We start from the raw sequence: 26778 nt of genomic DNA on the forward strand, positions 1-26778 counted from the left end.
TCTGGGACGGGTGGTGGTGGACGACCAGCTCGGGCACGTAGGCGAGGCCCCAACCTGCGGCGGCCAGGGCGCGACTGGCGGGGTACTGAGCGGTCAGGCCCGCGCCGAGGTCCGGCCCCGCGCGAGGAACAGCGCGCACAGGGCGCCGACCAGGGTCACGGCGGCGAGCGCCCATCCGGTGCCGTACTCGGCGTGCCGGGTGGAGCCGCTCGACTCGGCGAGGGTGAGGAACAGCGTGCCGACGGTGGCGATGCCGATCACCTGGGCCAGCTGCAGCAGCGTGAGCAGCAGCCCGCTGGCGTCGGCGGCGTCCTCGGCGGGGACGTGCCGGAGCGCGGTCGTCATGATGATCGGCATCACGCCGAGGCCGAACCCGATGACCACGGTCAGCGCCTCGTAGGCCGCACCGCCGCCGGCCAGCGGGCCGACGCACAGGTAGCCGGCGGACGCGACCGCGAACCCGGCCGGGATGACGCGGCGGTGCCAGCGGGCGGGCAGCCGCTGCCAGTTCAGCCCGACCAGCGCGAACGCCGTCACGCAGGGCACGAACGCCAGGCCCGACTCCAGCGGCGACATCCGCAGGTCGCCCTGCAGGTGCAGGGTGGTGGTGAACAGGAACGCCGCCCAGCTGCCCGGCGCGAACAGGATCGCCACGCAGGCCGGCACGAGCAGCGGCGCGCGCAGCACCCGCGCCGATATCAGCGGCCGCCCGCCCGCGCCGGCGGCGCGGCGCTCCACGGCGACGAACGCGGCCAGGAACGCGGCGCTCGCGGCCAGCGACACCCAGCCCCACAGCGGCCAGCCCAGCTCGTGCCCCATGATGAGGGGGACGACGAACAGCAGCACCGCGGCGGCGAGGGTCAGCAGCCCCGGCAGGTCCAGCTGCGCGCGCAGGTTGCGGAGGCCCGGCACGCCCTCGTCGCGGGGCAGGACGCGCGGCCCGGCGAGCAGCAGCGCGACCCCGATGGGCACGTTGACGAGGAAGACCGTCCGCCATCCGGTGCCGAACAGGTCGGCGGCGACCAGCAGGCCCCCGGCCGCCTGGCCGACCACGATGGCGCCCGCGATCACGGCCGAGTAGAGGCTCAGCGCGCGGGCCCGCGCCGCGCCGCTGAAGTTGTGCTGGATCATGGACATGACCTGCGGGGTCAGCAGCGCCGCGGCGGCGCCCTGGAGGAACCGGCAGGCCACCAGCGTGCCGGTGGACGGCGCCAGCCCGCAGGCCAGCGAGGCGAGGGTGAACCCGGCGAGGCCGAGGTGGAACAGTCGGCGGTGCCCGGCGAGGGCGCCGAGCCGCGCGCCGGCGATCAGCAGCACGGCGTAGGAGATGATGTACCCGGCCACGACGAGCTGCAGCCCGGCCCCGGAGGCGTGCAGGTCCGCGCGCATCGTCGGGAGCGCGACGTTGACGATGCTCGCGTCGAGGATGCCCATGAACTGTCCGAGCATGATGACGGCGAGCAGCAGGCCGCCGGATCCGTTCCGCGACCCCCGTTCGGGAACAATCCCACGCAGATCGGTTGTCTGTGTCATGTGTTCAAGCGTGCGGCGACGCCGGTACCCGTAACGAGAGCCTGTCGATACTGGTACTGACAGCACCTGGCAGCCGCCGCCGACCGGATGCAGGCTGGGGGACGTGACGATGAGCAGTGCCGAGACCATCACCGGCCGGGCCCCGGCCCGCAACGGCACCGGCCGCGACGGCGCGGGCCGGAACGGCGGGGGGCCGCGCCGCCGCACCGAGCTGGCGGCGTTCCTGCGCAGCCGGCGCGAGCGGATCACACCCGACGACGTGGGAATGGCGCCCGGCCTGCGGCGCCGCACGCCGGGGCTGCGCCGCGAGGAGGTCGCGCAGCTCGCCGGGGTCGGCGTGACCTGGTACACGTGGCTGGAGCAGGGCCGCCCCATCAACGCGAGCACGCAGGTGCTGGACGCGGTGGCGCGCACGCTGCGGCTGGACGGCGCCGAGCGCGAGCACCTGTACCGGCTCGCCGACGTCCCCGACGCCGCGGTGGACGAGGAGACGGGGAACCTGCCCGAGGACGTCCAGGCGATCCTGGACGCGCTCGTCCCGCTGCCCGCGTCGGTCGCCAACGGCCGGTCCGACATCCTCGCCTGGAACGCCGCCTACGCGGCGATCTTCCCCGTCGTGGAGACCGCGCGGCCGTGCGAGCGGAACTCGATGTGGATGGCGTTCACGCTGCCGCCGTGCTGCAACCCGGTCGCGAACCTCGCGGACACGGCGCCCGAACTCGTCGCGGCGTTCCGGCACCGCTACAGCCGGCATCTGGACGAGCCCGGCTGGAAGGACATCGTCCGGCGGCTGCAGGCGGTCAGCCCGGAGTTCGCGCGGCTGTGGGCGTCCCACGACGTCGCGCTGTCGGCATCGAGCACCAAGATCTTCCGGCACCACGCCGCCGGCGAGATCCGGACCCGCACCCTGCACCTGGACATCGCCGCCGCGCCGGGCGCCCGGCTCGTCACCTACACGCCCACCGACGCGGAGAGCCGGGAGCGGATCGGCTGGCTGCTCGCCCACCCGGAACTGGCCGCCGCCGACCACCGGCACTGAGCGTCAGGTCCGGGCGCGCCGCGCGATCACGACGAGGTCGATCGCGGCGATCACGGCGACGGCCGCGCAGATGCCGGCCGCCGCCCACGACCCGTCGCCCTTCGCGCCGATCCCGATCGCGAACACGATCGCGGCGGCGACGGCGATGACCAGCGCGACCCCGGACATGATCGCGCGCAGCCGCAGCGGGCTGCGGGCGCTCAGCGGCTCGCTGCCGCGCGGCTGCTCGTGCCGGTAGGGCCCGCGCGAGCCCGGGCCGAGGTACTCCGGGCCGGACGGCTCGGGGCCGCGCCCTTCGGGGTCGAGCCGGTCCGGATCCCGGTCCGGCCGGTCGGGGGAGCCCACGGGGTCACCGCACGAACGTGCCGACGAGGGTCCCGGACGCGACGATCTTCTCCTGGAGGGCGTCCCGCAGGTCCTCCGCGGTGAAGCCGTCGCGCAGCCCGGACGGTTCCGACAGCCCGTAGAGCCGGAAGAAGTACCGGTGCGGGTCGTCGCCGGCCGGCGGCTTCGGCCCGCCGTACCCGTCGGCGCCGAAGTCGTTGCGGCCGACGACGGCCTCCGTCGGCCGCTCCCCGGCGTCCACCCCCGTGGTGACGGGGTCGATCCCGGCGAGCAGCCAGTGCGCGAACGTGCCGGTCGGCGCGTCCGGGTCCTCGCACGCCAGCGCGATCTCGACCACCTCCTCGGGGGCCTGCGACCACTCCAGCGGGGGCGAGACGTCCCCGCTGTCGTGTGAGTACTCCGACGGGATCAGGGTGTGGTCGTTGAAGGCGGCACTGCGCAGCATCATCTCTTCCATGCGCTGCTCGTGCCCGGTCACGCCCCGTCGATGCACACGTGATCAGTCCGCGCTGGAGGCCGCCCAGATGTTGATCCCCGACTCGACGGCGTCCCGGTCGATCGCGGCGAGCTCGTCGGCGGTGAAGTCGAGCCGCTCCAGGGCCGCGATGTTCTCCTCCAGCTGCCCGACGCTGCTCGCGCCGATCAGCGCGGAGGTGACCCGCCCGTCCCGCAGCGACCAGGCCAGCGCCAGCTGGGCGAGGGACTGCCCGCGCCCCTTCGCGATCTCGTTCAGCGTCCGGACGTGCGCCAGGTTCTCCTCGCTGAGCAGGCTGGACGCGAACGACGTCCCCCGGCTGGCCCGCGACCCCTCCGGGATCCCGGCGAGGTACTTGTCGGTCAGCATTCCCTGCGCGAGCGGCGAGAACGCGATGCAGCCGGCGCCCTCCCGGCCGAGCGTGTCGAGCAGCCCGCCCTCGATCCAGCGGTTCAGCATCGAGTAGGACGGCTGGTGGATCAGCAGCGGCGTCCCCATCTCCCGCAGGATCGCCGCCGCCTCCGCCGTCCGCTCGGGCGAGTACGACGAGATCCCCGCGTACAGCGCCTTCCCGGACCGCACGGCCCGGTCCAGCGCCCCCATCGTCTCCTCCAGCGGCGTCTCCGGGTCGAACCGGTGGCTGTAGAAGATGTCGACGTAGTCGACGCCCATCCGGCGCAGCGACTGGTCGAGGCTGGCGAGCAGGTACTTGCGCGACCCCCACTCCCCGTAGGGCCCGGGCCACATGTCGTAGCCGGTCTTCGTCGAGATGATCATCTCGTCCCGGTACGGCGCGAGGTCCTTCCGCAGCACCCGCCCGAAGTTGATCTCCGCGGACCCGTACGGCGGCCCGTAGTTGTTGGCCAGGTCGAAGTGCGTGACCCCGAGGTCGAACGCCCGCCGCAGGATCGCCCGCTGCACGTCCAGCGCCCGGTCGTCGCCGAAGTTGTGCCACAGCCCGAGCGAGATCGCCGGCAGCCGCAGCCCGCTGCGCCCGCACCGCCGGTAGGGGATCCGCTCGTACCGCTCAGCGTCCGCCACATAAGTCATGGTCACGAGTATCGCAGCCTGGGCCGCTCGCCGGACCCGGCCCCGGTCTGCCACGATCTGCCCCATGATCTCCAGGAAGGGCGGTCTCCGCCCGGGCCGTTGAGCCCCGTCGAGCCGGTCTCGGAACCGGCCCTCGAATCCCCGCCCTACCCGCGGCGCATGCGGGAACTGGCACTGCGCGCCCGGAACCTCACCGGGACACCCGAACTGCACGACCTCCTCGCCGACCTGTCCGCACGCGGTCGGTACGAGCGCCGGACCGCCCTGCACACGGCCATGGCGGCCCGCGACCTCCCATACATCGAACGCGTCCTCGCCGGCGGCCACTCCGGCCGCGCGGCGCTCGCCGACCGGCTCCTCCCGGACGTCCGCGCCCGCTGGGGCGACCGCGAGGCCGCCGCGCTGCTCCCCGCCTGCACGACCGGGACGGTCGCCCGGCACCTCCCGGAACTGGAGCACGCCGTCACCGCATGGCGCGCCTTGGCGGGCCGCCATCCCGGCCCGTTCCTCGCCCTCGGCCGCGGGGCGGACGGGTCCTGGTGGCGGCGGTGCAGGGCCGGCCTCCCGGCGCTGGCGGGGAACGACCCGGCCGGGCTGCTGGACCTGCTGGAGGAGCACGGCTCCCTGCCCGTCGTCACGCGGATGCCGCAGGTCCTCTTCCCGGCGCTGTTCCGGGTGGACGCCGTCCGGGCGGCCCGCGTGGCGCGCCGCATACGGCGCCGCAACCGTGTTCCGCGTGCCTTCTACCAGCACGTGAGCCGCCTGCCTCGGGCCGGCCTCCGCGAGTTCCTGCCGGACCAGGCGTACTGGCTGCGGGACTTCCTCGTCCATGCGGCGGGCCTTCGTGCTGCCGGACCTTCAGGACGCTCTGCGCACGGCTATCCCCGAAGCACCCGAGGCGGCGGCGCTCTGGCTCGCCGACCCGGCGCGGCGTGAAGCACGCGCGGTGGAGTTGCTGGCCGCCGACGCCTCCTCCATCGCCCTGCCCGAGGTCTGGCGTGTCGTCACCGGGCGCCGCACCGATCTTCTCCGGTCCGCTCTGGACGGCAAGCCGACGGAGTGGGTCCCGGACATCGCACCGCAGGAACCGGGGCGCTGGACGCCCCCGCAGGCCGACCACGTGCGCGCCGTGCTCGCCGGCCCCGCCACGGCCGCTTCCCTCGGACGGCTGCCGGGCGCCCTCGATGTCCTCGTGTCCTGGGCGGGCCGGGAGGACGAGCCGGTCCTCGCCGAGGCGGCGCTGGAGGCGATGGGGGCCGCGGACCGTCCGGCCGAGGCTCTCGACGTGCTCCTCGCCCACGCGCGGGGTCCGGGGTCGGCGGTTGCGGTGGCGGCCATGGCGCGGTGCAGCGCGTCGGTTCCGCCGTCCAGGCTGGGGCCGCTCCTGGCGGAGGCGCTGACCGGCCCACGTATCAAGGTGACGGTCCGCAAGCAGGCCGCCCGGCTATTGGAACGGCTGCGGCCACCCCGCGCGGCGGACGTGCTCCTGCGCGCCTGGAACGACCCGGGCCTGCACCAAGACGTTCGGGTCGCGGTCGCTTCGGCGCTGCGCCGCATGCCGGAAGACCCCCGTGCCATCCCTGCGCTGACCGACGCTGCAGATCTCTACGCGAGCGAGTTGATGCTGCGCACGCTCTTCCAGGCGAAGCCCTCGGAGTACGCGCCCGAGCACCGTCCCGCGTACGCCGCGCTGGTGCGGCGGCTGGGCAGGGCGGCGGACGATCCCGGCATCCGGTTCCGCGCGGCCAAGGCGTTCGGTGCCTGGGTGCCCTGGTATGCGGACGGCTTCGGCGACATCCTGGCCGCGGTCGCCGATCCCGCCGACCCGGCCGGGGACGATGAGCTCCCGATCCTGCGCGCGTTGCTCTGGAAGGGCGTCGTGGGGGACGAGGTCCTCGACGTGCTGGCCTCACTGCTCGCGGCCGAGCCGGGCGACGTCGCGCGGTCCAGGGCGGTGGCCGTCGCCGACTGGCCCGGCGAATGGCGGAGCCTCCTGGTCGGACTGCGGCGGTCCGCCCACGTGGAGGTCAGCCAGGCCGCATGGGACATCCGCCTGCCGGTCACTCGGTAGGCAGATCGCGCTTGAGGACCTTGCCGGCGGGGTTGCGGGGGAGGGCGTCGAGGAAGATCACGTCGCGGGGAACCTTGTGGCGGGCGAGGTTTGCCGCGATGTGCTGCTTCACGTCGTCCTCGGTGAGGCCGCGGGCCACGACGTAGGCGCGGAGGCGGTGGCCGAACTCCTCGTCGGGGACGCCGGCGACGGCGGCCTCGTCGATCGCGGGGTGGGCGGCGAGGAGGTCCTCGACCTCGCCGGGGTGGACGTTCTCGCCGCCGGACACGATCATGTCGTCGGCGCGGCCGTCGACGTGCAGGCGGCCGGCGGGGTCGAGGTGACCGAGGTCGCCGACCGCCATCAGGCCGCCGATCTCGTCCTTGCCGCCGCCGCCGGTGTAGCCGCCGAAGCGGGCCGGGGTGTCCACGAAGATCCGCCCGGTGGCGCCCGGCGGGACGGGGCGGTCGTCGTCGCCGAGGATCGCGACGCGGGTGCCGGCGGGCGGGCGGCCGACGCAGCCGGGCGCGGCGGCGAGGTCGTCCGGGGTGGCGATCGTGATGCAGGACGCCTCGGTGGAGCCGTAGAAGTTGTAGAGGGACGGCCCGAACGCGGCGAGGGCGCGGCCGCCGAGCCCGGCGTCCAGTCGTGCGCCGCCCGTCATGATGACGTTGAGGTGGGACAGGTCGCGGGTGTTCAGGGCGGGCGTGGCGAGGATTCGGCTGAGCATCACCGGTACGGCGATGAACGAGGTGCAGCGGTGTTTTTCCAGGTCGTCCAGTACGGCTGAGGCGTCGAAGCGGCGGCGCAGCACGAGGGGCGATCCGAGGCCCAGGGCGAGGAGGGCCGAGGTGAGGCCGAGGCCGTGGAACAGGGGCGGGCCCACGAACATGGCCCCGCCGCTGCGGAACCGGACCTTGGACAGGATGCCGCCGGGCAGCGCCAGGGAGCGTGGTTGCGCGCGCGGGGCGCCCTTCGGGCGTCCCGACGTGCCGCTGGTGAGGATCACCATGGAGCCGTGCCGCGACGGGGCAGGCGGTGGGGTGCCGTCGGCGCCGGCGATGAGGTCGTCCATGTCGGACTCGGTGAAGCGGGGCAGGTCCACGCCGTTCATGAGGGGGGTGAACTCGTCGTCGTGGAGGAGCGTGGTGACGCCCTCGCGCTCGATGGCGTCGCGCAGTTGGGGTGCGGCGAAGTCGGTGTTGAGGAACAGGACGGACGCGCCCGTCTTCGCCGATCCCGACATCGCCTCCAGCAGGCCGCGGTGGTTGCGGCACAGGACGCCCACCGTGCTCCCGACCCCGATGCCGCGGGCGAGGAGGGCGTTGGCGAGGGCGTTGCAGCGGCGGTCCAGCTCGCCGAACGTGAGGCTCCCGCGGTCGTCGACGAGGCCCGGCCGGGCGGGGAAGCGGGCGGCGGGGACGGCCGTGGCGGCGCCGAGCGGCCCGTAGGCGCGCATGGCCCGCGCGGTCGCGGCGAGGGCCTTCGGCGGCATCGGGCCGATCATCCCGGCGCGGACGGCGGCGCGCAGCGCGGTGAGTTCGGCGATGACCCGGGTGCGGAGCAGCATGCGCGAAGCGTAGTAACTCGCTCTGATTCACCTCACACCGCCCACGAGTACACAAACGGAACCCGTCCCGGCTGTCATCTCTGCGAGGCGTGAACGAAGCTCGAAGGTGGCAGGACAACTCAGGAGATAACTCGGGAGATATGGACGAGGAGGTCCCGGTGACCGTGCTGCGCAGTTATGTGTCGGGTTCATGGCGTGCTCCGGACGGCGAGGGCGTGCCGCTGCACGACGCCGTCACGGGGAAGGAGGTCGCCCGGATCTCGTCGGCGGGCGTCGACATGGGCGCCGCGCTGGAGTACGGGCGGGCGGTCGGCGGCCCGGTGCTGCGGGAGCTGACGTTCCACCAGCGCGCGGCCCTGCTGAAGGCGCTCGCCTCCCACCTGCGGGAGCACCGCGAGGACCTGTACGCGCTGTCCGCCCGGACGGGCGCCACGCTGAACGACGCGCGGTTCGACGTGGACGGCGGCATCGGCGTCCTGTCCGGCTATGCGAGCAAGGGGAAGCGGGAGCTGCCGAACGACCGGGTGCTGATCGAGGGGGACGTCGAGCCGCTCGGCCGGGGCGGGACGTTCGTCGGGCAGCACCTGTGCACGCCGTCGCGGGGCGTGGCGGTGCAGATCAACGCGTTCAACTTCCCGGTGTGGGGGCCGCTGGAGAAGCTCGCGCCCGCGTTCCTCGCCGGGGTGCCGAGCCTGGTCAAGCCGGCGAGCCAGACCGCCTACCTGACCGCCCGGCTGGTGGAGCTGATCGTGGAGTCCGGCATTCTGCCCGAGGGCACGGTGCAGATGGTCTGCGGAGACCCGCGCGACCTGCTCGACCACCTCACCGAGCAGGACATCGTCGGGTTCACCGGGTCGGCGTCCACGGCCCGGCTGCTGCGCACCCACCCGGTGATCGTGGGAAACGCGGTGCGGTTCAACGCCGAGGCCGACTCGCTGAACTGCTCGATCCTCGGACCGGACGCCGCGCCCGGCACGAAGGAGTTCGACCTCTACGTCAAGCAGCTCGTCCAGGAGATGACGGTGAAGGCGGGCCAGAAGTGCACCGCCATCCGGCGTGCGCTCGTCCCCGCCGCGCTCATCGACGACGTGACCGAGGCCGTCCGCGACCGGCTGTCGAAGATCACGGTCGGCAACCCGGCCGACCCGGACGTCCGGATGGGCGCCCTCGCCACCCTCGACCAGCGCGAGGAGGTGCGGCGCTCGCTGAAGGCGCTCATGGACGCCGGCCGCGTCGTCTTCGGCGACCCCGAGCACGTCGACGTCGTCGGCGCCGATGCCGAGCGCGGCGCGTTCATCTCGCCGGTCCTGCTGCGCGCCGACGACACGGGGCGCGCCGAGCCGCACGAGGTGGAGGCGTTCGGCCCGGTCAGCACGCTGCTCCCGTACGAGGGCGCCGAGGAGGCGGTCGAGCTGGCCGCGCGCGGACGCGGCAGCCTCGCCGGCTCGGTGGTGACCGGCGACCCGGACTTCGCCCGCGACATCGTCCTCGGCACCGCGCCCTGGCACGGGCGCCTGCTCGTGCTGAACTCCGAGGACGCCAAGGAGTCCACCGGGCACGGGTCGCCGCTGCCGCCGCTCGTCCACGGCGGCCCCGGCCGCGCGGGCGGCGGCGAGGAGATGGGCGGCATCCGCGGGGTCGTGCACCACATGCGGCGGACCGCCGTCCAGTCCGGGCCCGCGATGCTCACCTCGATCACCGGGCGCTGGGTGCCCGGCACCGACCGGACCGTCACCGACGAGCACCCGTTCCGCAAGTACCTGGAGGACCTGTGCGTCGGCGACACCGCCGTCGGCGGCCCCCGCACGGTCACCCTGGACGACGTCGAGCACTTCGCCGAGTTCACCGGCGACACCTTCTACGCCCACATGGACGAGGAGGCCGCGAAGGCGAACCCGTTCTTCCCCGGACGCGTCGCGCACGGCTACCTCGTCGTGTCGTTCGCGGCCGGGCTGTTCGTGGAGCCGTCCCCCGGCCCCGTCCTGGCCAACTACGGACTGGAGCGGCTGCGGTTCCTGACCCCGGTCCGGCCGGGCGACGAGCTGACCGTCACCCTCACCGCCAAGCAGATCACCCCGCGCGAGGGCGCCGACTACGGCGAGGTCCGCTGGGACACCGACGTCACCAACCAGGAGGGCGCCTCGGTCGCCAAGTACGACGTGCTGACGCTGGTGGCCAGACGCCCACGGCACGACTGACCCTGGAGAGGGAGGCGGGCGCCCATGATCAGTCCCCTGCACATCCAGACGGTGCGCGAGGTCGTCCGCACCGGGTCCTTCGCGGACGCCGCCCGCAACCTCGGGTACACCGCGTCCGCCGTGTCCCAGCAGGTCGCGGCGCTGGAACGCGCCTGCGGCCTGGTGCTGTTCGAGCGCCGGGCGCGCAGCGTCCGGCCGACCAGCGCCGCGTTCCTGCTGGTCAGCAAGGGCAACGACGTCCTGTCGGCGCTCGCCACGCTGGAACGCGAGCTGCGCACCGTCGCCAGCGGCGAGCGCGGCGCGCTCCAGCTCGGCAGCTTCCCGACCGCCAGCGCCCGCATCCTGCCGCGGGTGCTGGCGGAGCTGTCCCGGGTGCGGCCCGGCACCGAGATCACGCTGTCGGAGGGGGAGCCGGACGAGCTGCTGCCCGAACTCCTCGACGGCGACCTCGACCTCCAGCTCGTCTACCGCTACGACCTGTTCCCGCGCACCTGGCCCGACCAGATCATCGAGACGCCGGTGATGGACGAGCACCTCGTGCTGTGCATGCCGGAGGGGCATCCGCTGTCCGGGGGACGCACCGTCCGGCTGCGGGACCTGCGCTCGGAGACGTGGATCGCGAGCCGCCCGGAGAGCAGCGGCGCGCAGGCGCTGCTGCGGCTGTGCGGCACGGCCGGGTTCACGCCCAACATCGCGTTCCGCAGCAACGACTACGCGGTGGTGTGCGGGCTCGTCGGATGCGGCCTCGGCATCGCGCTCGTCCCGGCGCTCGGCTGCGTCCCGGCGCCGGGCCTGCGGATGCTGCGGCTCAGCCGGCGCAGCCCGCGCCGGCACGTGACCGTGCTGCGCCGCACCACGAACACCAACCCGCTCGTCAAGGACGCGATGCGCGGCCTCACCGAGGTCGCCCGCTGCGTCCAGGCGGAGATCAGCGGCGCCACCGGCCCTTGAGCTCCATCGCCGCCCGCACCCGCTCCTGCGCGAGCGCGACGGCCGCCTCGTGCGTGGTCGTGCCGTGCGCGTGCGCGGCGGCGAGGACCCTCCCGGTGTTCTCCCGCATCTTCGCCGAGACCGCCGCGAACACCGCCTCCGCGTCGGGACGGAACGCCGAATAGCGGGCGTCCATCGCGAACCCGGCCGCGACGACGCCGCCCGCGTTGGCGACGAAGTCGGGCACGACGGTGATCCCGCGCGCGGCGAGGACCCGCTGCGCCTCCCGGCCGGTGGGCAGGTTCGCGCCCTCGACCACGATCTTCGCCTGGACGTCCGCGGCGGTGTCGGCGTCGATGACGTCCTGCAGCGCGGCCGGGACGAGGACGTCCGCAGGGAGGAGAAGTTCGGCGCCGACGTCCAGGAGCCGCCCGCCGCCGTACTCCTTCACCGCCGCGTCGCCCGCCTCGGCCCGCAGGCCGAGGAGCCGGCCGACGTCCAGACCGTCCGGGTCGTGCAGGGCACCGTGCACGGTCGACACCGCCACGACGGCCGCGCCCAGCTCGTCCAGCCGGCGGGCCGCCGCGTGCCCGACCGCACCGAACCCCTGCACCACCGCCCGCGCGCCCCGCAGCGACGTCCCGGCGTGCCGCGCGGCGGCGTCGGCGGCCTCCGCGACCCCGAACCCGGTCACGCCCAGCTCGTCGTACGGCATCCCGCCGAGGACGTGCGGGGTGCCGACCGCCGCGCCCCGGTCGCCCAGCTCGTCCTGGACGACCGCCGCGTCCCGCTCGGTCAGCCCCATGTCGAGCCCCGCCACGTACCGGCCCGGGATCTCCTGCGCCAGCGCCCGGACGAACGACCGCAGCACCGCCTCGCGGTCCGGCGCGCCCGGATCGGCCATGATCCCGGCCTTCGCGCCGCCGAAGAACAGGTCGACGCCCGCCCACTTGTAGGTCATCACGCGCGCCAGCCGCGCCACCTCGGCGACCGTCACCGTCGGGCTCATCCGCATGCCGCCCTTGCCCATGCCGCGCGCGGTGTTGTCGATGACCAGGACGCCGCGCATCCCGGTCCGGGTGTCGGACACACAGACGATGCGCTCCGGGCCCCACTCGTCCATCAGTGCGAGCACGTCAGACACGGTTGATCTCCGGGCGGAGGCGGTCGCCGGCGAACCGCGCGGTGTGCAGGGGAGCGATGTCGGTGAACGGCTCGCGGCCGAGGTACAGGTCGCGGATCACCTCGCCGACGGCCGGCCCCTGCAGGAACCCGTGACCGGAGAAGCCCGTCGCGTACAGGAAGCGGGACACGTGCCCGTCCTCGCCGATGAGCGCGTTGTGGTCGGGGGTGACCTCGTAGAGGCCCGCCCACCCGCCGGTCAGGCCGACGTCGAGGAGCCGGGGCGCGCGAGTACCGATCGCCTCGGTGAGCCGGGGCAGCCACGCGTCGGAGACGTCGAGGGAGAAGCCCGGCGTCTCCTCCGGATCGGACATGCCGAGCATCAGCCCCGCGCCCTCGGCGTGGAAGTAGAACGACGAGGCGAAGTCGATGGTCATCGGCACCGGCCGGGGCAGATCGGGCATCGGCTCGGTGAACACGATCTGGCGGCGCAGCGGTTCCACCGGCAGGTCGACGCCCGCCATCGCGCCGACCACCGCCGACCACGCCCCGGCTGCGCAGATGACCGTGGACGTCGCGATGCGGCCCCGCGATGTCTCGACCGCCGTGATCTCGCCGCCGACCGTCTCGACGCCGAGGACCTCGCAGTGGGTATGGATCGCCGCGCCGTGCCGCCGCGCGCCCGTCGCATACCCGAGGACGACCGATTCGGGCGTGCAGTGCCCGTCGTCGGGGGAGAAGGCGGCGGCCAGCAGCCCGTCCGTGCTGATCAGCGGGGACAGCCGGCGCGCCTCGTCCACCGAGATCATCCGGCTCGGCACGCCCAGCTCGTTCTGCAGGGCCACGCTCCGCTCGAAGGACGCGACCTCGTCCGGGCGGGACAGCAGGAACAGGTACCCGACCCGGTGCAGGTCGATCTCCTGGCCGGGACGCTCGCCGAACCGGGCGAACGCCTCCAGGCTGCGGGCGCCGAGCCGGATGTTGACCTCGTCGGAGAACTGCGCCCGCACCCCGCCCGCCGCCTTGCACGTCGAGCCGGAGCCCAGCTCGTCCCGCTCGACGAGCACCACGTCCCGCACTCCGCCCTCGGCGAGATGGAACGCGATGCTGGTCCCCATGACGCCGCCGCCGATGACGACGACGTCCGCCTCGGTCTGCACGCCCGCCCCTAGAGGCGGAAGCCGAGGTCGGGGGTGATCTCCACGACGTCCATCTGCGCCTTCTGCAGCCGTCCCGAGTAGTCCCAGTTCATCGACTGCCAGCGGGTGAACTGGTCCAGCACCCACAGGCCCGACTGGCGGCTGCCGTTGCCCGACCGCCCGTTGCCGCCGAACGGCAGGTGCGCCTCCGCGCCGGACGTGGAGTTGTTCACGCTCACCATCCCGGCCGAGATCCGCCGCCGGAACGCGAACACCTTCGCCGGGTCGGTCGTGTAGATGGACGCGGACAGGCCGTACCCGGGCGCGTTGGCGAGCGTGATCGCCTCGTCGAGCGTCCGGTACGCGGCGACGCCGATGATCGGGCCGAACGTCTCGTTCATGAACAGCTCGTCACCGGGGCCGACCCCGTCCACGATCACCGGGTGGTAGTACAGCCCGTCCTCCGCGTCGCCGGTGAAGCCGTCGCGCGGGTTCGCCGCCGTGACCCGGCCCGTGCCGGTCGAGCCGTAGAGAGTGTGGGACGGCCCGATCCAGCCGAGGGTCTTCTCGAAGCCGTCCGCGAACCGCTCGCTGATCATCGGCCCGTACAGCACGTCGCCCGCCGGGTCGCCGACGACCGCGGCCCGCGCCGCCTCGTCCAGCAGCCGGACGAACTCGCTGTGCACCGACTCGTGCACGATCGCCGTGCCAAGGGACGTGCAGCGCTGCCCGGCCGTCCCGAACCCGGAGAACAGCGCACCCTCGACGGCGAGCGGCAGGTCGGCGTCCTCCGTGACGACCATCGGGTTCTTGCCGCCCAGCTCCAGGCACGGCGTCTGAAGGTGGCGGCCGCACAGCTCGCCGATCCGCGACCCGACCTCGGTGGACCCGGTGAAGCCGACCTTGTCGACCAGCCCCTCACCGAGCGCCTGCTCAAGGCCCGCGAACGTCTCCGGCCCGTCCGCGTACACGACGTTCAGGACGCCGTCCGGCAGCCCGGCGTGCGCGAACAGCTCGTAGAACGCCTCGGCGCAGGCCGCCGCGTACTCCGCCGGCTTCCACACCACCGCGTTCCCGCACAGCAGCGCCGGGACGATGTACCAGGACGGCACCGCGACCGGGAAGTTCCCCGCCGTGATGACGGCGACGACGCCGACCGGGTCGCGGAACGTGAACAGCTGCTTGTCGGGCATCTCGGACGGGACGGTCTGCCCGTAGAGCCGCCGCCCCTCGCCGAGGAAGAACGCGCAGGTGTCGGCGATCTCTTGAACCTCGCCGAGCGCCTCGGCGTACGGCTTGCCGACCTCCCTGGTGACGACGCGGGCCAGCGCCGCCTTGTTCGCCTCGACCAGCCGGCCGATCGCGGCGACGGCCTGCCCGCGGACGGGCGGCGGCACGTCCCGCCAGGCGTCCTGTGCCGCGCGGGCGGCCCGGCAGGCGCGGACGAGGCCGTCCGCGTCCGCCAGGGACACCTCGGCGACCGTGTCGGACGTGCGGGACGGGTCGGTGGAACGGTACGAGCGCGGCCCCGCCGGAACCCGGGCGCCGCCGATGACGGAGGAGAGCACGACACCAGCGTGAACGGACCACGGCGCCCGAGCCAAGATCGGGCAGAGCACGGCTTCCTTACCGCCAGGCCAAGCCCGCCTTGGCCAAGTCCCAACCGGTTCGCGCCCTCGCCGCGCTCGACCCCGGGGCCGCCCGCGCCCGATGCTCGAAGCATGACCGAACCCGCCGACGCCCACTTCCTGGAGGCGGCCGCCGCCCTCACCCCGTCGGGCAGACCCGGCGGCCCGCTGACCGGCGAGCGCTGCCTCGAACTGTTCGACTCCCAGCTCGGCAGCCGCCACCTCGACCTGGCCGCCCGCTGGCTGCAAGCGCAGGGCCGGGGCTTCTACACGATCGGCTCGTCCGGCCACGAGGGCAATGCCGCCGTCGCCGCAGCGCTCCGCCCCGACGACCCCGCGCTGCTGCACTACCGCGCAGGCGCCTTCTTCCTGGAGCGCGCACGCCAGGTCCCCGGTCAGACCCCTCTCCGCGACGTGCTGCTGGGCCTGGTCGCCGCCGCCGAGGAGCCCATCGCGGGCGGACGCCACAAGGTCTTCGGAAGCCACCCCCTGAACGTCATCCCGCAGACGTCCACGATCGCCTCGCACCTTCCCCGCGCCCTCGGCGTCGCGTTCGCGCTCGAACGCGCCGCCCGCCTCGACGTCGAAACGCCGTGGCCGAGCGATGCCGTCACCGTCTGCAGCTTCGGCGACGCGTCCGCCAACCACTCCACCGCCACAGGCGCGATCAACGCCGCCGTCAACTGCGCCTACCAGGGCCTGCCCCTTCCCCTCCTCCTCGTCTGCGAGGACAACGGCATCGGCATCAGCGTCCGCACCCCGCCCGGCTGGATCCACGCCGCCTACGGCTCACGCCCCGGCCTCGCCTACTTCCACGCGGACGGCTGCGACCTCACCGACGCTTACGCAGTGTCCACGCAAGCCGCCGCGTGGGTCCGCGAACACCGCCGCCCCGCCTTCCTGCACCTGCGCACCGTCCGCCTGATGGGCCACGCCGGCTCCGACGTCGAGTCGTCCTACCGAACCCCCGCCGACCTGGCCGCCGACCTCGACCGCGACCCCCTCCTCCAGACCGCCCGCCTCCTCGTCGATCAGGGCTTGGCGACACCCGCCGAGATCATCGACCGCTACGAGGCCAAACGCGCCGAGGTCATGGCCTTGGCCGAGAAGGTCGCCGACGCCCCCCGCCTCTCGTCCGCCGCCGAGGTCATGGCACCCCTCCGGCCCATCGAGCCCTCCCAGGGCGTGGCACAGCCGGACGGGGAGGGGGTGACGGTGGCGCAGGCGATCAATCGGACGCTCGGGGAGTTGCTGGACGAGCGGCCCGGCATGGTCGTCTTCGGGGAGGACGTGGCGCGCAAGGGCGGCGTCTACGGGGTCACGCGCGGGCTGATGAAGAAGGCCGGGGCCGCGCGGGTGTTCGACACGATCCTGGACGAGCAGTCGATCCTCGGTCTCGCGCTCGGGTTCGGCCTCGCCGGGATGCTGCCGGTTCCGGAGATCCAGTACCTCGCGTACCTGCACAACGCCGCAGACCAGATCAGGGGCGAGGCGGCGACTCTGCCGTTCTTCTCATCAGGTCAGTACCGCAACCCGATGGTTGTGCGCATCCCCGGCTACGCGTACCAGAAGGGTTTCGGCGGCCACTTCCACAACGACAACGCGGTGGCCGCGCTCCGCGACATCCCGGGGATCGTCATCGCGTCACCGTCCCGTCCCGACGACGCGGCCGGGATGCTGCGCGCCTGTGTCGACGCCGCCGAGACCGACGGCCGCGTGTGCGTGATGCTGGAGCCGATCGCGCTCTACCACGTCCGCGACCTGCACGACGAGGGCGACGACGGCTGGCTGGCCCCCGCCGGTGGAACGGTGCCGGTCGGCCGGGCCCGCACCTATGGGGACGGCCGCGACCTCACCATCGTCACGTTCGCCAACGGCCTGCGCATGAGCCTGCGGGCCGCGCGTCGCCTCGCGGCGAGGGGCGTCCGCTGCCGGGTGCTCGACCTGCGCTGGCTGGCCCCGCTGCCCGTCGACGACCTGCTCCGCGAGGCCCGCGCGACCGGCGCCGTCCTGGTGGCGGACGAGACGCGCCGCACCGGCGGCGTGTCCGAGGGCGTCCTGACGGCCCTCACCGACGCCGGGTTCCAGGGACGAGTGGCCAGGGTCACGAGCGAGGACAGCTTCATCCCGCTGGGCGACGCCGCCCACCACGTCCTCCTCTCCGAAAAGGCCATCGAGGACGCGGCCGAGAAACTGATCAGGTCGCCTCTATGACGGGGTCGCCGCCGAGGTAGGCGGCCTTCACCCGGTCGTCCTGGGCGAGCGCGGAGGCGGGGCCGTCCAGGACGATCCGGCCGGTCTCCAGGACGTAGGCGCGGTCGGTGGGGCGCAGCGTCTGGTGCGCGTTCTGCTCCACGATCAGGATCGTCGTGCCCTGGTCGCGGATCTCCTGGACGACCCGCAGCACCTGCTGGGCCATCTGCGGCGAGGCCCATCGTCGGCTCGTCGAGTGTGAGCAGCCTGGGCCGCAGCATCAGTGCCCGCCCGATCGCGAATACCTGCTGCTCGCCGCCGGACAGTAGCCCGTCGAGCTGGTCGCGCTGCTCGCCGAGGCGGGAACCGCTCGTAGATCTCCTCGCGGACGAGCACGAATGAGCACCGGACGCGGTGCCAGAAGTAGCCGCCGAGCAGCAGGTTCTCCGCGACGATCAGCACCGGGCGCACCCGCCGGACCCTCGGCACATGCTCCAGCCTCGCCGCGGCGATCCGGTGCGCCGGGAGCCGGGTGATGTCGCGGCCGTCGAACTCGACGGGCCCGACCGCGCCCCGTGTCGGCCGGTAACCACGTGCGGAGCGTCGTGGTCTTGCCGGCGCCGTTGCTGCCGAGCAGCGCGGCGATCTCGCCTTTACGCACCTTGAACCGGATGCCGGACGCGCCTCCACCGACCCGTACCGGATGTGCAGGTCGGCCACCGGTAGGAGCGTCACCGCAGCACCTCCGTGACGAGGTCAGTCTCGGGGTCGTCGGGAACGCCGAGGCAGGCGGCGATGACGCACGGGTCGTCCTCCCAGATCTCGGCGGGCGGGCCCTCCGTGATCGTCCGGCCGTACTCCAGCACGGTCACCCGGTCGGAGATCGACATGACAAGCGCGACGTCGTGCTCGATCGACACGACAGGGGTGCCGAGCGCGCTGATGCAGGCGATCAGCTCCATCAGCGCCCGCTTCTCAGTGAGGTTGGCGCCTGCCGCCAGCTCGTCCAACAGCAGGACGCTCAGCTCGGCGGCGAGGGCCCGCGCGTTCTCCAGCTGGCGCCGGTCGCCGTAGGGGAGACCGCCCCTGCCGGGTGGTCCGCCGCGTCCAGCAGGCCGATGAAGTCCAGGCAGCGCCGCGCAGTGCCGCGGTGGCGTGCGACAGTGGCACAGCAGGCCTCGGTCCCGGACGGACCGGCCGATCAGGCCGTTCTCTGCGACTGTCATCCCATTGAACAGCCGGATGCTCTGGAACGTCTGGGCCAGCCCAGGGGCCACCACCCGGGGCGGCGGTAGCCCCGCAAGCCGCGCCGGCGAGCACGACCGTCCGGGCGGACGGGGGGACCATCCCGGTAATGCAGTTGAACGCGGTCGTCTTACCCGCGCCGTCCGGGCCGATCATGCTTACCCCCTGCCCGGCGTCTGCCCGGAGCGCGAGACCGTCCACGGCCGCGACGCTGTCGAACTTCTTCGCCAGACCGCCCACTTCCAGCACCGTCCCGGTCGCCGACGGTCGCTCCGGTGCCAGGTCGGCTTCGGCGGGGAGCCGGAAGCGACGCGGCCGGGACGGCCACACCCCCTGCGGGCGCAGGATCACGATCAGGATGAGCAGCAGCGCGAAAACAGGCCCCCGCTACTCCTGGACGGTCCGCAGCACCTCCGGCCGCGCGGCGATGACGACCGCGCCGATCATGAGGCCCGGCCGGGAGTCCATCCCGCCGTGATCATCATGAGCAGGATCATCATGAGCAGGATCATCAGCGAGGTCAGGAACGTGAAGCTGGACGGGTCCACGGTGCCGAACTGCGCGGCGTTCAGCGGCCCGGCGGCCGCTCCCGCCATGGCGCCGAACACGTAAGCGAGCAGCTTCACCCGCGGGGCGGGGACGCTGACTGCCTCGGCCCGTCGTCCCGCCCGGACGACCGCCGCGCGTAGGCGAGCGGCGACCGGGCCAGCAGCGCCGTCTCTGCCAGTGCCGCGACGAAGAACACGAGTGCCAGGTGGAAGAAGTCCTGCGACAGGACGATTTGCCGGCTTTGGACCGCCACTGGCGGTGCCGGTCAGCCCCTTCGGTTCCCAGGTGACCTCGAGGTTCACCACCGAGATCCGGTTCATCTCGGCGAAGCCAAGCGTGACGATCGTGGAGTAGTCGTTGCGCAGCCGCAGCGTCGGTACCCGATCACCACCCCGGCGACCGCGGCGGCGGCGATCGAGGCGGGCAGCGTCAGCCAGAAGTCCCATTCCAGCTTCAGTATCAGCAGCCCGGACGTGTAGGCGCCGATCGCGAAGAACGCCGCGAACCCGAGGTCGAGGAGCCCGGCGTACCCGACGACGATGTTGATGCCGAGCCCGAGGATCGCGTAAATCAGGATCCTCCCGGCGACGGTCAGCGCGTAGTCGTCGAGGGACTGTCCCGCGACGAGCGCCACCGCGACCAGCAGCGGCCAGCCCCGTACCGGCCGGCCGCCTCACCGCGCTCCGGCCGCCTCATGTGCGCTCCACGACGCGCTCGCCGAACAGGCCGGTGGGTCTCAGCGCCAGCAACGCGATGAGCAGCCCGAAGATGATCACCTCCGTCCAGCGGGACGAGACGTACCCGGCGGAGAACGACTGGACGAGCCCGATCGCCACGCCCGCGACCATCGTCCCCGGCAGGTTCCCGAATGCCGCCGAGCACGGCGGCGGTGAACGCGGGCCGAAGCTGATCTGCACGTAGTACAGCCCGTAGATCACGCCCGCCGCGCCCGCGAGCATCGAGCCGATGAAGAACGTCGTCTGGATGAGCCGCTCCACGTTGACGCCCTGCAGCCGGGCCGCGTCGCGGTCCATCGCGAGGGCGCGCATCGGCGTGCCGGTCATGGTCCGGGTGACGAACAGCCACAGCGCCGCCATCAGCATGACCGACAGCACGACGAAGGTGAGCTGGCCCCAGGTGACGCGGACGGCGCCGCTGAAGATCCGCCCGCCGTCCAGCGCGTTCGGGTACGACGTCAGCTTCTCGGCCTGGAAGGGGCCGAGCTTGCAGCTCCTCACCACCATTGGGTGTGGTGGGGTCAGGCCGCGTCGTCGGCAGCGTGACTCACTGCCCAGCCCGCGGCGCCGCGTGCGGCGATGTTGCGGGCTGCGTTGACGTCGGCGTGCTCAGCGAAGCCGCACAACGTGCATGTGAAAGTGGCCTGGTCGAGCCGGTTGTTCTTGTGGATGTGGCCGCACGCCGAGCACCCTTGCGAGGTGTAACGGGGGGCCACGAAGATTACTGGGACGCCGACGCGTTGGGCTTTGTAGGTGATGAAGGCGCCGAGTTGGGCGAAACTCCAGGTGTGCAGTGTGACCCGCTGGGGCTTGCGTAGCCGGACCCGCGCACGGATACCGCCCAGATCCTCTAGGGCGATGCCGTGCGTGGTGCGTTGAGCCTCGGTCACGATGCTTTTGGAGATGCGGTGGTTGGTGTCGGCCGCGAACCGCGCCTCGCGGCCGGACAGGTGGCGCAGCAGCCGCTTGGCGGACTTGGTGCCCTTGGCCTGGAGTTTGGTGCGCAGGCGGCGGTTGCGGTGCCGGACCTGGTTGATGTGCTTGCCGGAGTGGACGGTGCCGTCGGACGTGGTGGCGATGTTGACGATCCCGAGGTCGACCCCTGTGAAGCCGTCCGGGACGTATTCGGGGGCTTGGGGGGCGTCGCAGGTGGCGTACAGGTAGAAGCAGCCGCCGCGCCACACCAGGTCCGACTCGCCCCGCCGGTGCGCGGCCAGCATCTTCGCCTGCTCGGGCGAACATACGAAAGGAACGCCCTTGAGGCGGCCGTGCACGGTCCAGATGCTGATGGTGCGGGCGTCGAGTTGCCAGGAAAGCGACCGGTCATCGAAGGGCTGGCCGGCGTCCTTGCGGAACCGGACCGGCGCGCCCTCCACGGCGGCGCGGCGCCGCGAACCGGGCGGCCCGTAGTTGCCCGCTTTCAGGTTCTGGGCCAGAGTGGCGTAGGCTTCGGCGGCCTTGCGGACGCAGTGGATCGCCGGCTGCGCCGACAGGCCCATCGCCTTCAACTCGCCGTAGACCAGCCGCTGCAACGCGGTCTTGCCCTTGATGCCGGTGGCGTGCGCGCGGCGGGAGGCGTGGCAGGCGGCCTGGTTGCACAGCTTCAGCGTCTCCCGTAACGCCGCCTCGCCGGTGGCGTCGGGGAGCAGCTTGACCCGCACCACCAGCTTCACACCCGCACCATAACATTATGTGCCTCTGTCGTGACGGTGGGTTCAATGCCCGCGTGTCGAGTGGACGGCGGAAGTGGCCTTCTTCGACGTGTATGCCCATCGTGTCTTGCGGCCGGGGATCGTGGCGTACATCGACCAGCGAGAATGCCCGGACTGAGGTCCGGGCTCTGGGCGGGAAGCGCTTCCTCCGGGTTGTGAAGGTCCTGGGATACGTCGCGAGGGCGCGTTGAAGCGGGGGAGCGGGCCGCGGTCGGCGATCTCGGGAACGCGAGGTGCTGAAGCCGCAGGGCCTCCTGCAGCGGAACACTGGACACGTCCAGGCGGAGCCGCTCCCCGGTCGTCAGCCCGGGACGTCATTCGGAGGATCACGTGAACGTCCCGGGACGGCCGTCGAGGCGGGCGAGCATGCGATCTCATGTAGTGATCGATAAGAACCGCTTGCCCTTCGGCCCTCGACAGCGCCGCCGCGGCCTCGCGAAGATCGCATCATGGCCGATGTTCTGCTGCTCTCCGCGGCCGACGTGCGCGCGGTGTTCGACCTTCCGGCGGCGATCGCCTCGCAGCGGGCCGCGTTCGGCGCGCTCGGCCGCAAGGAGGCGCGGCTCGCCCCGCGGCTGCTGCTGGACGGCCCGGACGGCGACGTCGCGTTCTGCTACGTCTCGCGGCTGCCCGGCACCGGCACGGTCGCCAAGTTCGGGAGCGTCCACCCCGGCAACGCGGCGCGCGGGCTGCCGACCGTGGCCGCGCTCGTGACCGTCCAGGATCCGGCCGACGGGCGGCCCATCGCGATCATCGAGGGGGAAGCGGTCACGACGCTGCGCACGTCGGCGGCGAGCGCGGTGGCCGCCGACCATCTCGCCGTGCCGGACGCGTCGCGCCTCGCGGTGATCGGCTGCGGTGTGCAGGGCCGCGCGCACGTCCGGGCGATGGCGGCGGTCCGGCCGATCGGCCGGGTGTCCGTGGCCTGCCGCCACCCGGACACCTGTACCGTCGCCGCAGAGCTGTCGGACGAGCTGGGCACGCCGATCGAGCGGGCGGCGTCCGTCCGGGAGGCGGTCGAGGGCGCGCAGATCGTCGTCACCGCCACCACCAGCGCCGAACCGGTCGTCCTCGGATCATGGCTCGCCCCCGGCTGCACGGTGCTGAGCGTCGGCTCCTTCGCCCCGGACCGGGCCGAGGTCGACGACGAGGTCCTCACCCGCGCCGCCGCGATCGTCGTGGACGACGTCCCGACCGCGCTCGATCACGCCGGCCCCGTCGTGGCCGCCGTCCGCGCCGGGCACCTGAGCCCGGGGGAGGTGCGGCCGCTCGGCCCGATCGTCGCGGGCCTGGCCCCCGGCCGGGAGAAGCCCGGCGACATCGTCTTCTACAACAGCGTCGGGATCGGCGTGCAGGACACGGCCGCCGCCTCCGTCATCGTCGAACGCGCCCGCGAGGCCGGCGTCGGCCGGCACGTGGAGCTGTGACTCAGCCGACCCACACGGTCTTGGCGTTGCAGAACGCGCGAAGCCCGTCCGCCGACAGCTCGCGTCCGTAGCCGGAGCGCTTCACCCCGCCGAACGGCAGTTCCGGATACGACGTGGTCTTGCCGTTGATGAAGACCTGCCCGGCGTCCAGCTCGCGGACGAACCGGTCCCGCTCGGTGTCGTCCCGCGTCCAGGCGTTGGAGCCCAGCCCGAAGCCCGTCGCGTTCGCGACCTCCACCGCCTCCGACACCCCGCGGACCCGGAACAGCGACGCGACCGGCCCGAAGGCCTCCTCGTGGTACATGCGCATCTCGGGTGTCACCCCCGAGATCACGGTCGGCGGGTAGAACCAGCCGGGACCGTCCGGGCGCTTCCCGCCGCACAGCACCGTCGCGCCCTTCTCGACCGCGTCCGCGACCAGCGCCTCGACGTCGGCGCGCCCGTCCTCGCTGACGAGGGGGCCGACGTCGGTGGAGTCGTCCATCGGGTCGCCGACCTTCTGCGCGCGCATGTTCTCCACGAACAGCCGCTCGAACTCGTCCGCGCAGCCGATGTCCACGATGAACCGCTTCGCCGAGATGCAGCTCTGCCCGTTGTTGAGGCACCGCGACTCCGCCGCCGTCCGCGCCGCCGCCTCGATGTCGGCGGACGGCATCACCACGAACGGGTCGCTGCCGCCGAGCTCCAGCACCGTCGGCTTGATCTCGTCCCCGGCGATCGAGGCGACCGACCGGCCGGCGGGCTCGCTGCCGGTCAGCGTCGCGGCCTTCACCCGCGGGTCGCGCAGCACCCGCTCGACCTTGGCCGAGCCGATCAGCAGCGTCTGGAACGCGCCCTCGGGGAACCCGGCGCGGCGGAACAGGTCCTCCAGGAACAGCGCCGTCTGCGGGACGTTCGAGGAGTGCTTCAGCAGCCCCACGTTCCCGGCCATCAGCCCCGGCGCCGCGAACCTGATCACCTGCCAGAGCGGGAAGTTCCACGGCATCACCGCCAGCACCGGCCCGAGCGGCTCATAGCGCACGTAGGCGTCGGACGCGCCCACGTCGCCCGGCTCGGCGGGACGGCGCTCGGCCAGGAACTCCGCCGCGTGCGCGGCGTAGAACCGGCACGCCTTCGCGCACTTCTGCGCCTCCGCCCCGGCGGACTTCAGCGTCTTGCCCATCTCCGCGGTCAGCATCGCGCCGATCTGCTCGGCCTCCCGGTCGAGGATGTCCGCCGCCGCGTTCATCCACTCCGCGCGCTGCTCCACCCGGCTGTGCCGGTAGGAGGCGAACGTGTCCGCTGTCCGCGCGATGCGCCGGTCGACCTCCTCGTCGGTCAGCGCGTCGAAGGTCTTCTCGACCTCGCCCGTCGCGGGATTGGTCGTGGCGATCGTCGTCATGTCGGGGTGCTCCCTGATTGTCCGGCCCTATTGACCGGGACGTGCCCGGGAGCCCCCGCAGGAAACGCCGCTCAGGCGGGGATCACGCATACCGGCGCCGGCACGCTCAGCGGCGCTCCCGCCGGCTCCGGGACGCCGTCCGCGCCGATGCGGAACGTCGTGATCGTGTCGCTCCGCTCGTTCGCGACGTGCATCCACTCGCCGTCCACGTGCAGGTCGCGCGGCCAGTGCCCGCCCGCCGGGACGTCCGCGACCGGCTTGAGGGCCGCGCCGCCGTCCAGCACCCGGTGGGCCGTCACCACGTCCGTGCCGCGCATCGAGGTGTAGACGAACCGGCCGCCGTCGCCGAGCTTGATCGCCGCGCCCTGGGCCGGATCGCCCGCCGGTTCCGCCGTCGCGGGCGACTCCGCCGCGACCTCCAGCGCGCCGTACCCGTCCAGCGGCCGCAGGACGAGCACCGTCGCGGCCAGTTCGGCCAGCACGTGCACGTGCCCGCTCGGGTGGACGGCCAGGTGCCGCGGCCCGTACCCGGCCGGCAGCGGCGTCTCCCCGGCGAGCCGCAGGGCGCCGCCCTCGATCCGGAACGAGCGGACGAGGTCGGCGCCGAGGTCGGTGGTCAGCACCGTCCCGTCCGGGGCGTGCGCGGTCATGTGGGCGTGCGGGCCCTCCTGCCGGTCGCCGCGCGGGCCGCTGCCGTGCCCTTCGGCGACGTCGGCGTCGCCGGCGAACCCGCCGTCCGGGGCGAGCGGGAACGCGCGGACCGTCCCGGACCCGTAGTCGGCGACGACCAGGTGCGCGCCGTCCGGCGTCACGGACAGGTGGCACGGGAGCGCACCCGCGGCCCGCCGCCCGATCTCCCGTAGCCGCGCGCCGGCCACCTCGTAGGCCGCGACCCCGCCCGCGTCCTCCTCCCGCACCGCGTAGACGACGCCCTTACCGGGATGGACGGCCAGGTAGGACGGCGACACCGCCTCGGCCGCGAGTTCCGGCGCCTTCAGGGTCCCGTCGGCGCGCCGTGCCACCCGGTAGATCCCGGCGCCGCCCCCCGCCTCGCCGGTGTAGGTGCCCACCCAGAACGCCCGCTCGCCCACCCGGTCCCACTCCGATCGTGATCACTCGCTCCTGAGACGGCCGAAGGCGAGCCTAGCCCCGGCGGCGCAAGGGATCCCGCGCGCCGCCCGCAATCCTGCCGCCGACCTGGTGAAACGTGATGTATCTCGCACCCTTCCCGGGTTTGGAACGCTCCCGATCAACGCGGCGTTTAAGTCGCTTTGACATGGCCTTTGGGGGGAGAAGACCTTGGCGTTCCCGGTGATGCTGCGTTCGCTGCGCCATCGCAACTACCGGCTGTGGGCCGTGGCGGACCTCGTCTCGATCACCGGCACGTGGATGCAGGTGCTGGCGCTGAACTGGCTGATCCTGACGATCACCGGCTCGGCGACGAGCGTCGGGCTCGGCCTCGTCCTGCAGGCCCTGCCGACGATGCTGCTCGGGCCGTGGGGCGGCGTGATCGCCGACCGGCTGCCCGTCCGGTACGTCGTGGCGGCCGGCCAGGCCGTGCAGGCGATGCTGTCCGGCCTGCTCGCCGTCATCGCGGCCGGGGACCCGTCCGGCACCGGCGGCCTGTACGCGATCATGCTGCTCTCCGGGGTCACCACCGCCCTGACGTCGCCCGCGCTCGGCCGGTTCGGCGCCGAGGTCGTCGGGCCAGAGGACCTGTCCAACGGCCTCGCGCTGGGCTCGGTGCTCAGCTCGGGCGGCCGCATCCTCGGGATGAGCCTCGCCGGGATCGTGATCCCGCTCGCCGGCGTGCCCGGCGCGTTCGCGGTGAACTCGGTGAGCTTCCTCGGCGTGCTGGTCGCCATCGCCCTGATGCGCGGGAAGGAGTTCTACACGCTGCCGCCCGCCGAGCCGGGGGAGCACGGCATCGCCGCCGGGTTCCGGTACGTGCTCGGCTCGCCCCGGCTCCTGGTCATGTTCGGGCTCGCGTTCGTGCTCGGCAGCCTCGGCCGCAACTACCAGGTGACGATGGCCGCGATGGCGCAGGGGCCGCTGGACGCCGGCGCCGGCGGCTACGGCGCCCTGTCGGTCGCGTTCGCCGTCGGCACCGTCCTCGGCGGCGTGTTCGCCGCGTCCCGCGTCAGCCTGCCGCTCCGCCTCCTGCTGATCACCGCCGGGCTGTGCGGGATGGGGCAGATGCTGAGCGGCACCGCCCCCGGCCTGCTGCTGTTCGGCGCCGCGATGCTGCCGATCGCGGCCTGCGCGGTCGTGTTCGACACCACCGTCGCCACCCGCGTCCAGCTGGACAGCCCCGGCCACCTGCGCGGCCGCGTCATCGCCGCGCAGGGCATGGTCGGCGCCGCGTCCGGCGCGTTCGGCGGACCCGCCCTCGGCGCGCTGTGCGACACCATCGGGCCCCGGGCCGCGCTGTTGCTGGCCGGCGCCGGCCATGCCC

General features: G+C 73.2%; 25 protein-coding genes and 1 pseudogene. 8 read left to right on the top strand and 18 right to left on the bottom strand.

Annotated features, from left to right (window positions below; all coding sequences use genetic code 11):
• Window positions 1-93: 93 nt before the first annotated feature.
• On the bottom strand, window positions 94-1533 hold the full coding sequence (locus HUX53_RS37520; protein ID WP_176408024.1) for an MFS transporter: 1440 nt from the start codon (window positions 1531-1533) through the stop codon (window positions 94-96).
• A 109-nt stretch (window positions 1534-1642) separates the two neighbouring features.
• Here HUX53_RS37520 and HUX53_RS37525 point away from each other — a divergent pair, with 109 nt between their 5' ends.
• Complete coding sequence (locus HUX53_RS37525) at window positions 1643-2572, top strand: helix-turn-helix transcriptional regulator (RefSeq protein ID WP_176408025.1); 930 nt, start codon at window positions 1643-1645, stop codon at window positions 2570-2572.
• 3 nt (window positions 2573-2575) lie between these two features.
• On the opposite strand, the gene HUX53_RS42835 is transcribed toward HUX53_RS37525, so the two are convergent.
• The 3 genes from HUX53_RS42835 to mgrA are packed head-to-tail and all read right to left on the bottom strand — an operon-like array spanning window position 2576 to window position 4442.
• Window positions 2576-2917 (bottom strand): DUF6343 family protein, encoded by a 342-nt coding sequence (locus tag HUX53_RS42835; protein ID WP_217920359.1) that lies wholly within the window; start codon window positions 2915-2917, stop codon window positions 2576-2578.
• 4 nt (window positions 2918-2921) lie between these two features.
• On the bottom strand, window positions 2922-3395 hold the full coding sequence (locus tag HUX53_RS37535; protein WP_309237621.1) for a YbhB/YbcL family Raf kinase inhibitor-like protein: 474 nt from the start codon (window positions 3393-3395) through the stop codon (window positions 2922-2924).
• A 21-nt stretch (window positions 3396-3416) separates the two neighbouring features.
• Window positions 3417-4442 carry an L-glyceraldehyde 3-phosphate reductase gene (gene mgrA / locus HUX53_RS37540; protein ID WP_176408026.1) on the bottom strand — a complete coding sequence of 342 codons (1026 nt, stop codon included), beginning with the start codon at window positions 4440-4442 and terminating at the stop codon, window positions 3417-3419.
• A gap of 159 nt (window positions 4443-4601) precedes the next feature.
• Between mgrA and HUX53_RS37545 the strand changes: the two genes are divergently transcribed.
• Both HUX53_RS37545 and HUX53_RS37550 read left to right on the top strand, forming a co-directional pair.
• Entirely contained in the window at window positions 4602-5378 is a 777-nt protein-coding gene (locus HUX53_RS37545) for a hypothetical protein (RefSeq protein ID WP_176408027.1), read from the top strand.
• Complete coding sequence (locus tag HUX53_RS37550) at window positions 5287-6513, top strand: HEAT repeat domain-containing protein (RefSeq protein ID WP_176408028.1); 1227 nt, start codon at window positions 5287-5289, stop codon at window positions 6511-6513. The genes HUX53_RS37545 and HUX53_RS37550 overlap by 92 nt, the downstream gene beginning before the upstream one ends.
• On the opposite strand, the gene HUX53_RS37555 is transcribed toward HUX53_RS37550, so the two are convergent.
• Entirely contained in the window at window positions 6503-8062 is a 1560-nt protein-coding gene (locus HUX53_RS37555; RefSeq protein WP_176408029.1) for an AMP-binding protein, read from the bottom strand. The two genes, HUX53_RS37550 and HUX53_RS37555, sit on opposite strands and share 11 nt — an antisense overlap.
• A 140-nt stretch (window positions 8063-8202) precedes the next feature.
• Here HUX53_RS37555 and paaZ point away from each other — a divergent pair, with 140 nt between their 5' ends.
• A complete protein-coding gene (paaZ, locus tag HUX53_RS37560) occupies window positions 8203-10260 on the top strand; it encodes a phenylacetic acid degradation bifunctional protein PaaZ (RefSeq protein ID WP_176408030.1) in 2058 nt (685 codons plus the stop codon).
• A 24-nt stretch (window positions 10261-10284) separates the two neighbouring features.
• Window positions 10285-11211, top strand: a complete 927-nt coding sequence (locus tag HUX53_RS37565; RefSeq protein WP_176408031.1) for a LysR family transcriptional regulator — start codon at window positions 10285-10287, stop codon at window positions 11209-11211.
• Here HUX53_RS37565 and HUX53_RS37570 read toward each other — a convergent pair.
• From HUX53_RS37570 to HUX53_RS37580, 3 genes are read right to left on the bottom strand one after another with little or no spacing between them, the layout of a single operon-like run.
• The gene (locus HUX53_RS37570; protein ID WP_176408032.1) at window positions 11189-12334 is read right to left on the bottom strand and encodes a Glu/Leu/Phe/Val dehydrogenase; all 1146 of its coding nucleotides are present in this window, start codon (window positions 12332-12334) and stop codon (window positions 11189-11191) included. The two genes, HUX53_RS37565 and HUX53_RS37570, sit on opposite strands and share 23 nt — an antisense overlap.
• Window positions 12327-13472, bottom strand: a complete 1146-nt coding sequence (locus HUX53_RS37575; protein WP_176408033.1) for an FAD-binding oxidoreductase — start codon at window positions 13470-13472, stop codon at window positions 12327-12329. Before HUX53_RS37575 ends, HUX53_RS37570 begins: the two co-directional genes overlap by 8 nt.
• A gap of 8 nt (window positions 13473-13480) precedes the next feature.
• Window positions 13481-15019 (bottom strand): aldehyde dehydrogenase family protein, encoded by a 1539-nt coding sequence (locus HUX53_RS37580; protein WP_309237622.1) that lies wholly within the window; start codon window positions 15017-15019, stop codon window positions 13481-13483.
• Window positions 15020-15172: 153 nt separating this feature from the next.
• Between HUX53_RS37580 and HUX53_RS37585 the strand changes: the two genes are divergently transcribed.
• Window positions 15173-17293, top strand: a complete 2121-nt coding sequence (locus tag HUX53_RS37585) for an alpha-ketoacid dehydrogenase subunit alpha/beta (RefSeq protein WP_176408034.1) — start codon at window positions 15173-15175, stop codon at window positions 17291-17293.
• Here HUX53_RS37585 and HUX53_RS37590 read toward each other — a convergent pair.
• The 8 genes and pseudogenes from HUX53_RS37590 to HUX53_RS37625 all read right to left on the bottom strand — a co-directional run bounded on the left by HUX53_RS37590 (window position 17277) and on the right by HUX53_RS37625 (window position 21476).
• Window positions 17277-17498, bottom strand: a complete 222-nt coding sequence (locus tag HUX53_RS37590; RefSeq protein ID WP_176408035.1) for a hypothetical protein — start codon at window positions 17496-17498, stop codon at window positions 17277-17279. The genes HUX53_RS37585 and HUX53_RS37590 overlap by 17 nt on opposite strands.
• Window positions 17499-18003: 505 nt before the next feature.
• Entirely contained in the window at window positions 18004-18498 is a 495-nt protein-coding gene (locus HUX53_RS37600; RefSeq protein WP_176408036.1) for a hypothetical protein, read from the bottom strand.
• 91 nt (window positions 18499-18589) lie between these two features.
• Window positions 18590-18868 (bottom strand): annotated as a pseudogene (locus tag HUX53_RS43255) (ATP-binding cassette domain-containing protein); the annotation flags it as partial.
• A 92-nt stretch (window positions 18869-18960) separates the two neighbouring features.
• Window positions 18961-19143 carry a hypothetical protein gene (locus HUX53_RS37605; protein WP_176408037.1) on the bottom strand — a complete coding sequence of 61 codons (183 nt, stop codon included), beginning with the start codon at window positions 19141-19143 and terminating at the stop codon, window positions 18961-18963.
• Window positions 19140-19319: a hypothetical protein gene (locus tag HUX53_RS37610; protein ID WP_176408038.1), complete on the bottom strand. Its 180-nt coding sequence runs from the start codon at window positions 19317-19319 to the stop codon at window positions 19140-19142. The genes HUX53_RS37605 and HUX53_RS37610 overlap by 4 nt, the downstream gene beginning before the upstream one ends.
• A 63-nt stretch (window positions 19320-19382) precedes the next feature.
• Window positions 19383-19700, bottom strand: coding sequence for a hypothetical protein (locus HUX53_RS37615; protein WP_176408039.1), 318 nt, complete (start codon window positions 19698-19700; stop codon window positions 19383-19385).
• Between the two features lie 58 nt (window positions 19701-19758).
• Window positions 19759-20304, bottom strand: a complete 546-nt coding sequence (locus tag HUX53_RS37620) for a branched-chain amino acid ABC transporter permease (protein WP_176408040.1) — start codon at window positions 20302-20304, stop codon at window positions 19759-19761.
• Window positions 20305-20324: 20 nt separating this feature from the next.
• A complete protein-coding gene (locus tag HUX53_RS37625) occupies window positions 20325-21476 on the bottom strand; it encodes an RNA-guided endonuclease TnpB family protein (protein ID WP_176408041.1) in 1152 nt (383 codons plus the stop codon).
• 488 nt (window positions 21477-21964) lie between these two features.
• Here HUX53_RS37625 and HUX53_RS37630 point away from each other — a divergent pair, with 488 nt between their 5' ends.
• Window positions 21965-22942: an ornithine cyclodeaminase family protein gene (locus tag HUX53_RS37630; RefSeq protein WP_176408042.1), complete on the top strand. Its 978-nt coding sequence runs from the start codon at window positions 21965-21967 to the stop codon at window positions 22940-22942.
• Between the two features lies 1 nt (window position 22943).
• Here HUX53_RS37630 and HUX53_RS37635 read toward each other — a convergent pair whose 3' ends face one another.
• Both HUX53_RS37635 and HUX53_RS37640 read right to left on the bottom strand, forming a co-directional pair.
• Window positions 22944-24323 (bottom strand): NADP-dependent succinic semialdehyde dehydrogenase, encoded by a 1380-nt coding sequence (locus HUX53_RS37635; RefSeq protein ID WP_176408043.1) that lies wholly within the window; start codon window positions 24321-24323, stop codon window positions 22944-22946.
• Window positions 24324-24394: 71 nt separating this feature from the next.
• Window positions 24395-25414: a lactonase family protein gene (locus tag HUX53_RS37640; protein ID WP_176408044.1), complete on the bottom strand. Its 1020-nt coding sequence runs from the start codon at window positions 25412-25414 to the stop codon at window positions 24395-24397.
• 208 nt (window positions 25415-25622) lie between these two features.
• Between HUX53_RS37640 and HUX53_RS37645 the strand changes: the two genes are divergently transcribed.
• On the top strand, window positions 25623-26778 hold a 1156-nt coding region (locus HUX53_RS37645), incomplete at its 3' end, for an MFS transporter (RefSeq protein ID WP_176408045.1).

It is taken from the genome of Actinomadura sp. BRA 177 (assembly GCF_013372625.1).
GTDB lineage: Bacteria > Actinomycetota > Actinomycetes > Streptosporangiales > Streptosporangiaceae > Spirillospora.

What these genes read in the sequence shown, in the direction of transcription:
- HUX53_RS37520 (WP_176408024.1), bottom strand. Translation starts at nt 1,533, where the DNA reads ATGACACAGACAACCGATCTGCGTGGGATTGTTCCCGAACGGGGGTCG.
- HUX53_RS37525 (WP_176408025.1), top strand. Translation starts at nt 1,643, where the DNA reads ATGAGCAGTGCCGAGACCATCACCGGCCGGGCCCCGGCCCGCAACGGC.
- mgrA (WP_176408026.1), bottom strand. Translation starts at nt 4,442, where the DNA reads ATGACTTATGTGGCGGACGCTGAGCGGTACGAGCGGATCCCCTACCGG.
- HUX53_RS37545 (WP_176408027.1), top strand. Translation starts at nt 4,602, where the DNA reads ATGCGGGAACTGGCACTGCGCGCCCGGAACCTCACCGGGACACCCGAA.
- HUX53_RS37555 (WP_176408029.1), bottom strand. Translation starts at nt 8,062, where the DNA reads ATGCTGCTCCGCACCCGGGTCATCGCCGAACTCACCGCGCTGCGCGCC.
- paaZ (WP_176408030.1), top strand. Translation starts at nt 8,203, where the DNA reads ATGGACGAGGAGGTCCCGGTGACCGTGCTGCGCAGTTATGTGTCGGGT.
- HUX53_RS37565 (WP_176408031.1), top strand. Translation starts at nt 10,285, where the DNA reads ATGATCAGTCCCCTGCACATCCAGACGGTGCGCGAGGTCGTCCGCACC.
- HUX53_RS37585 (WP_176408034.1), top strand. Translation starts at nt 15,173, where the DNA reads ATGACCGAACCCGCCGACGCCCACTTCCTGGAGGCGGCCGCCGCCCTC.
- HUX53_RS37590 (WP_176408035.1), bottom strand. Translation starts at nt 17,498, where the DNA reads ATGGCCCAGCAGGTGCTGCGGGTCGTCCAGGAGATCCGCGACCAGGGC.
- HUX53_RS37600 (WP_176408036.1), bottom strand. Translation starts at nt 18,498, where the DNA reads ATGACAGTCGCAGAGAACGGCCTGATCGGCCGGTCCGTCCGGGACCGA.
- HUX53_RS37630 (WP_176408042.1), top strand. Translation starts at nt 21,965, where the DNA reads ATGGCCGATGTTCTGCTGCTCTCCGCGGCCGACGTGCGCGCGGTGTTC.
- HUX53_RS37635 (WP_176408043.1), bottom strand. Translation starts at nt 24,323, where the DNA reads ATGACGACGATCGCCACGACCAATCCCGCGACGGGCGAGGTCGAGAAG.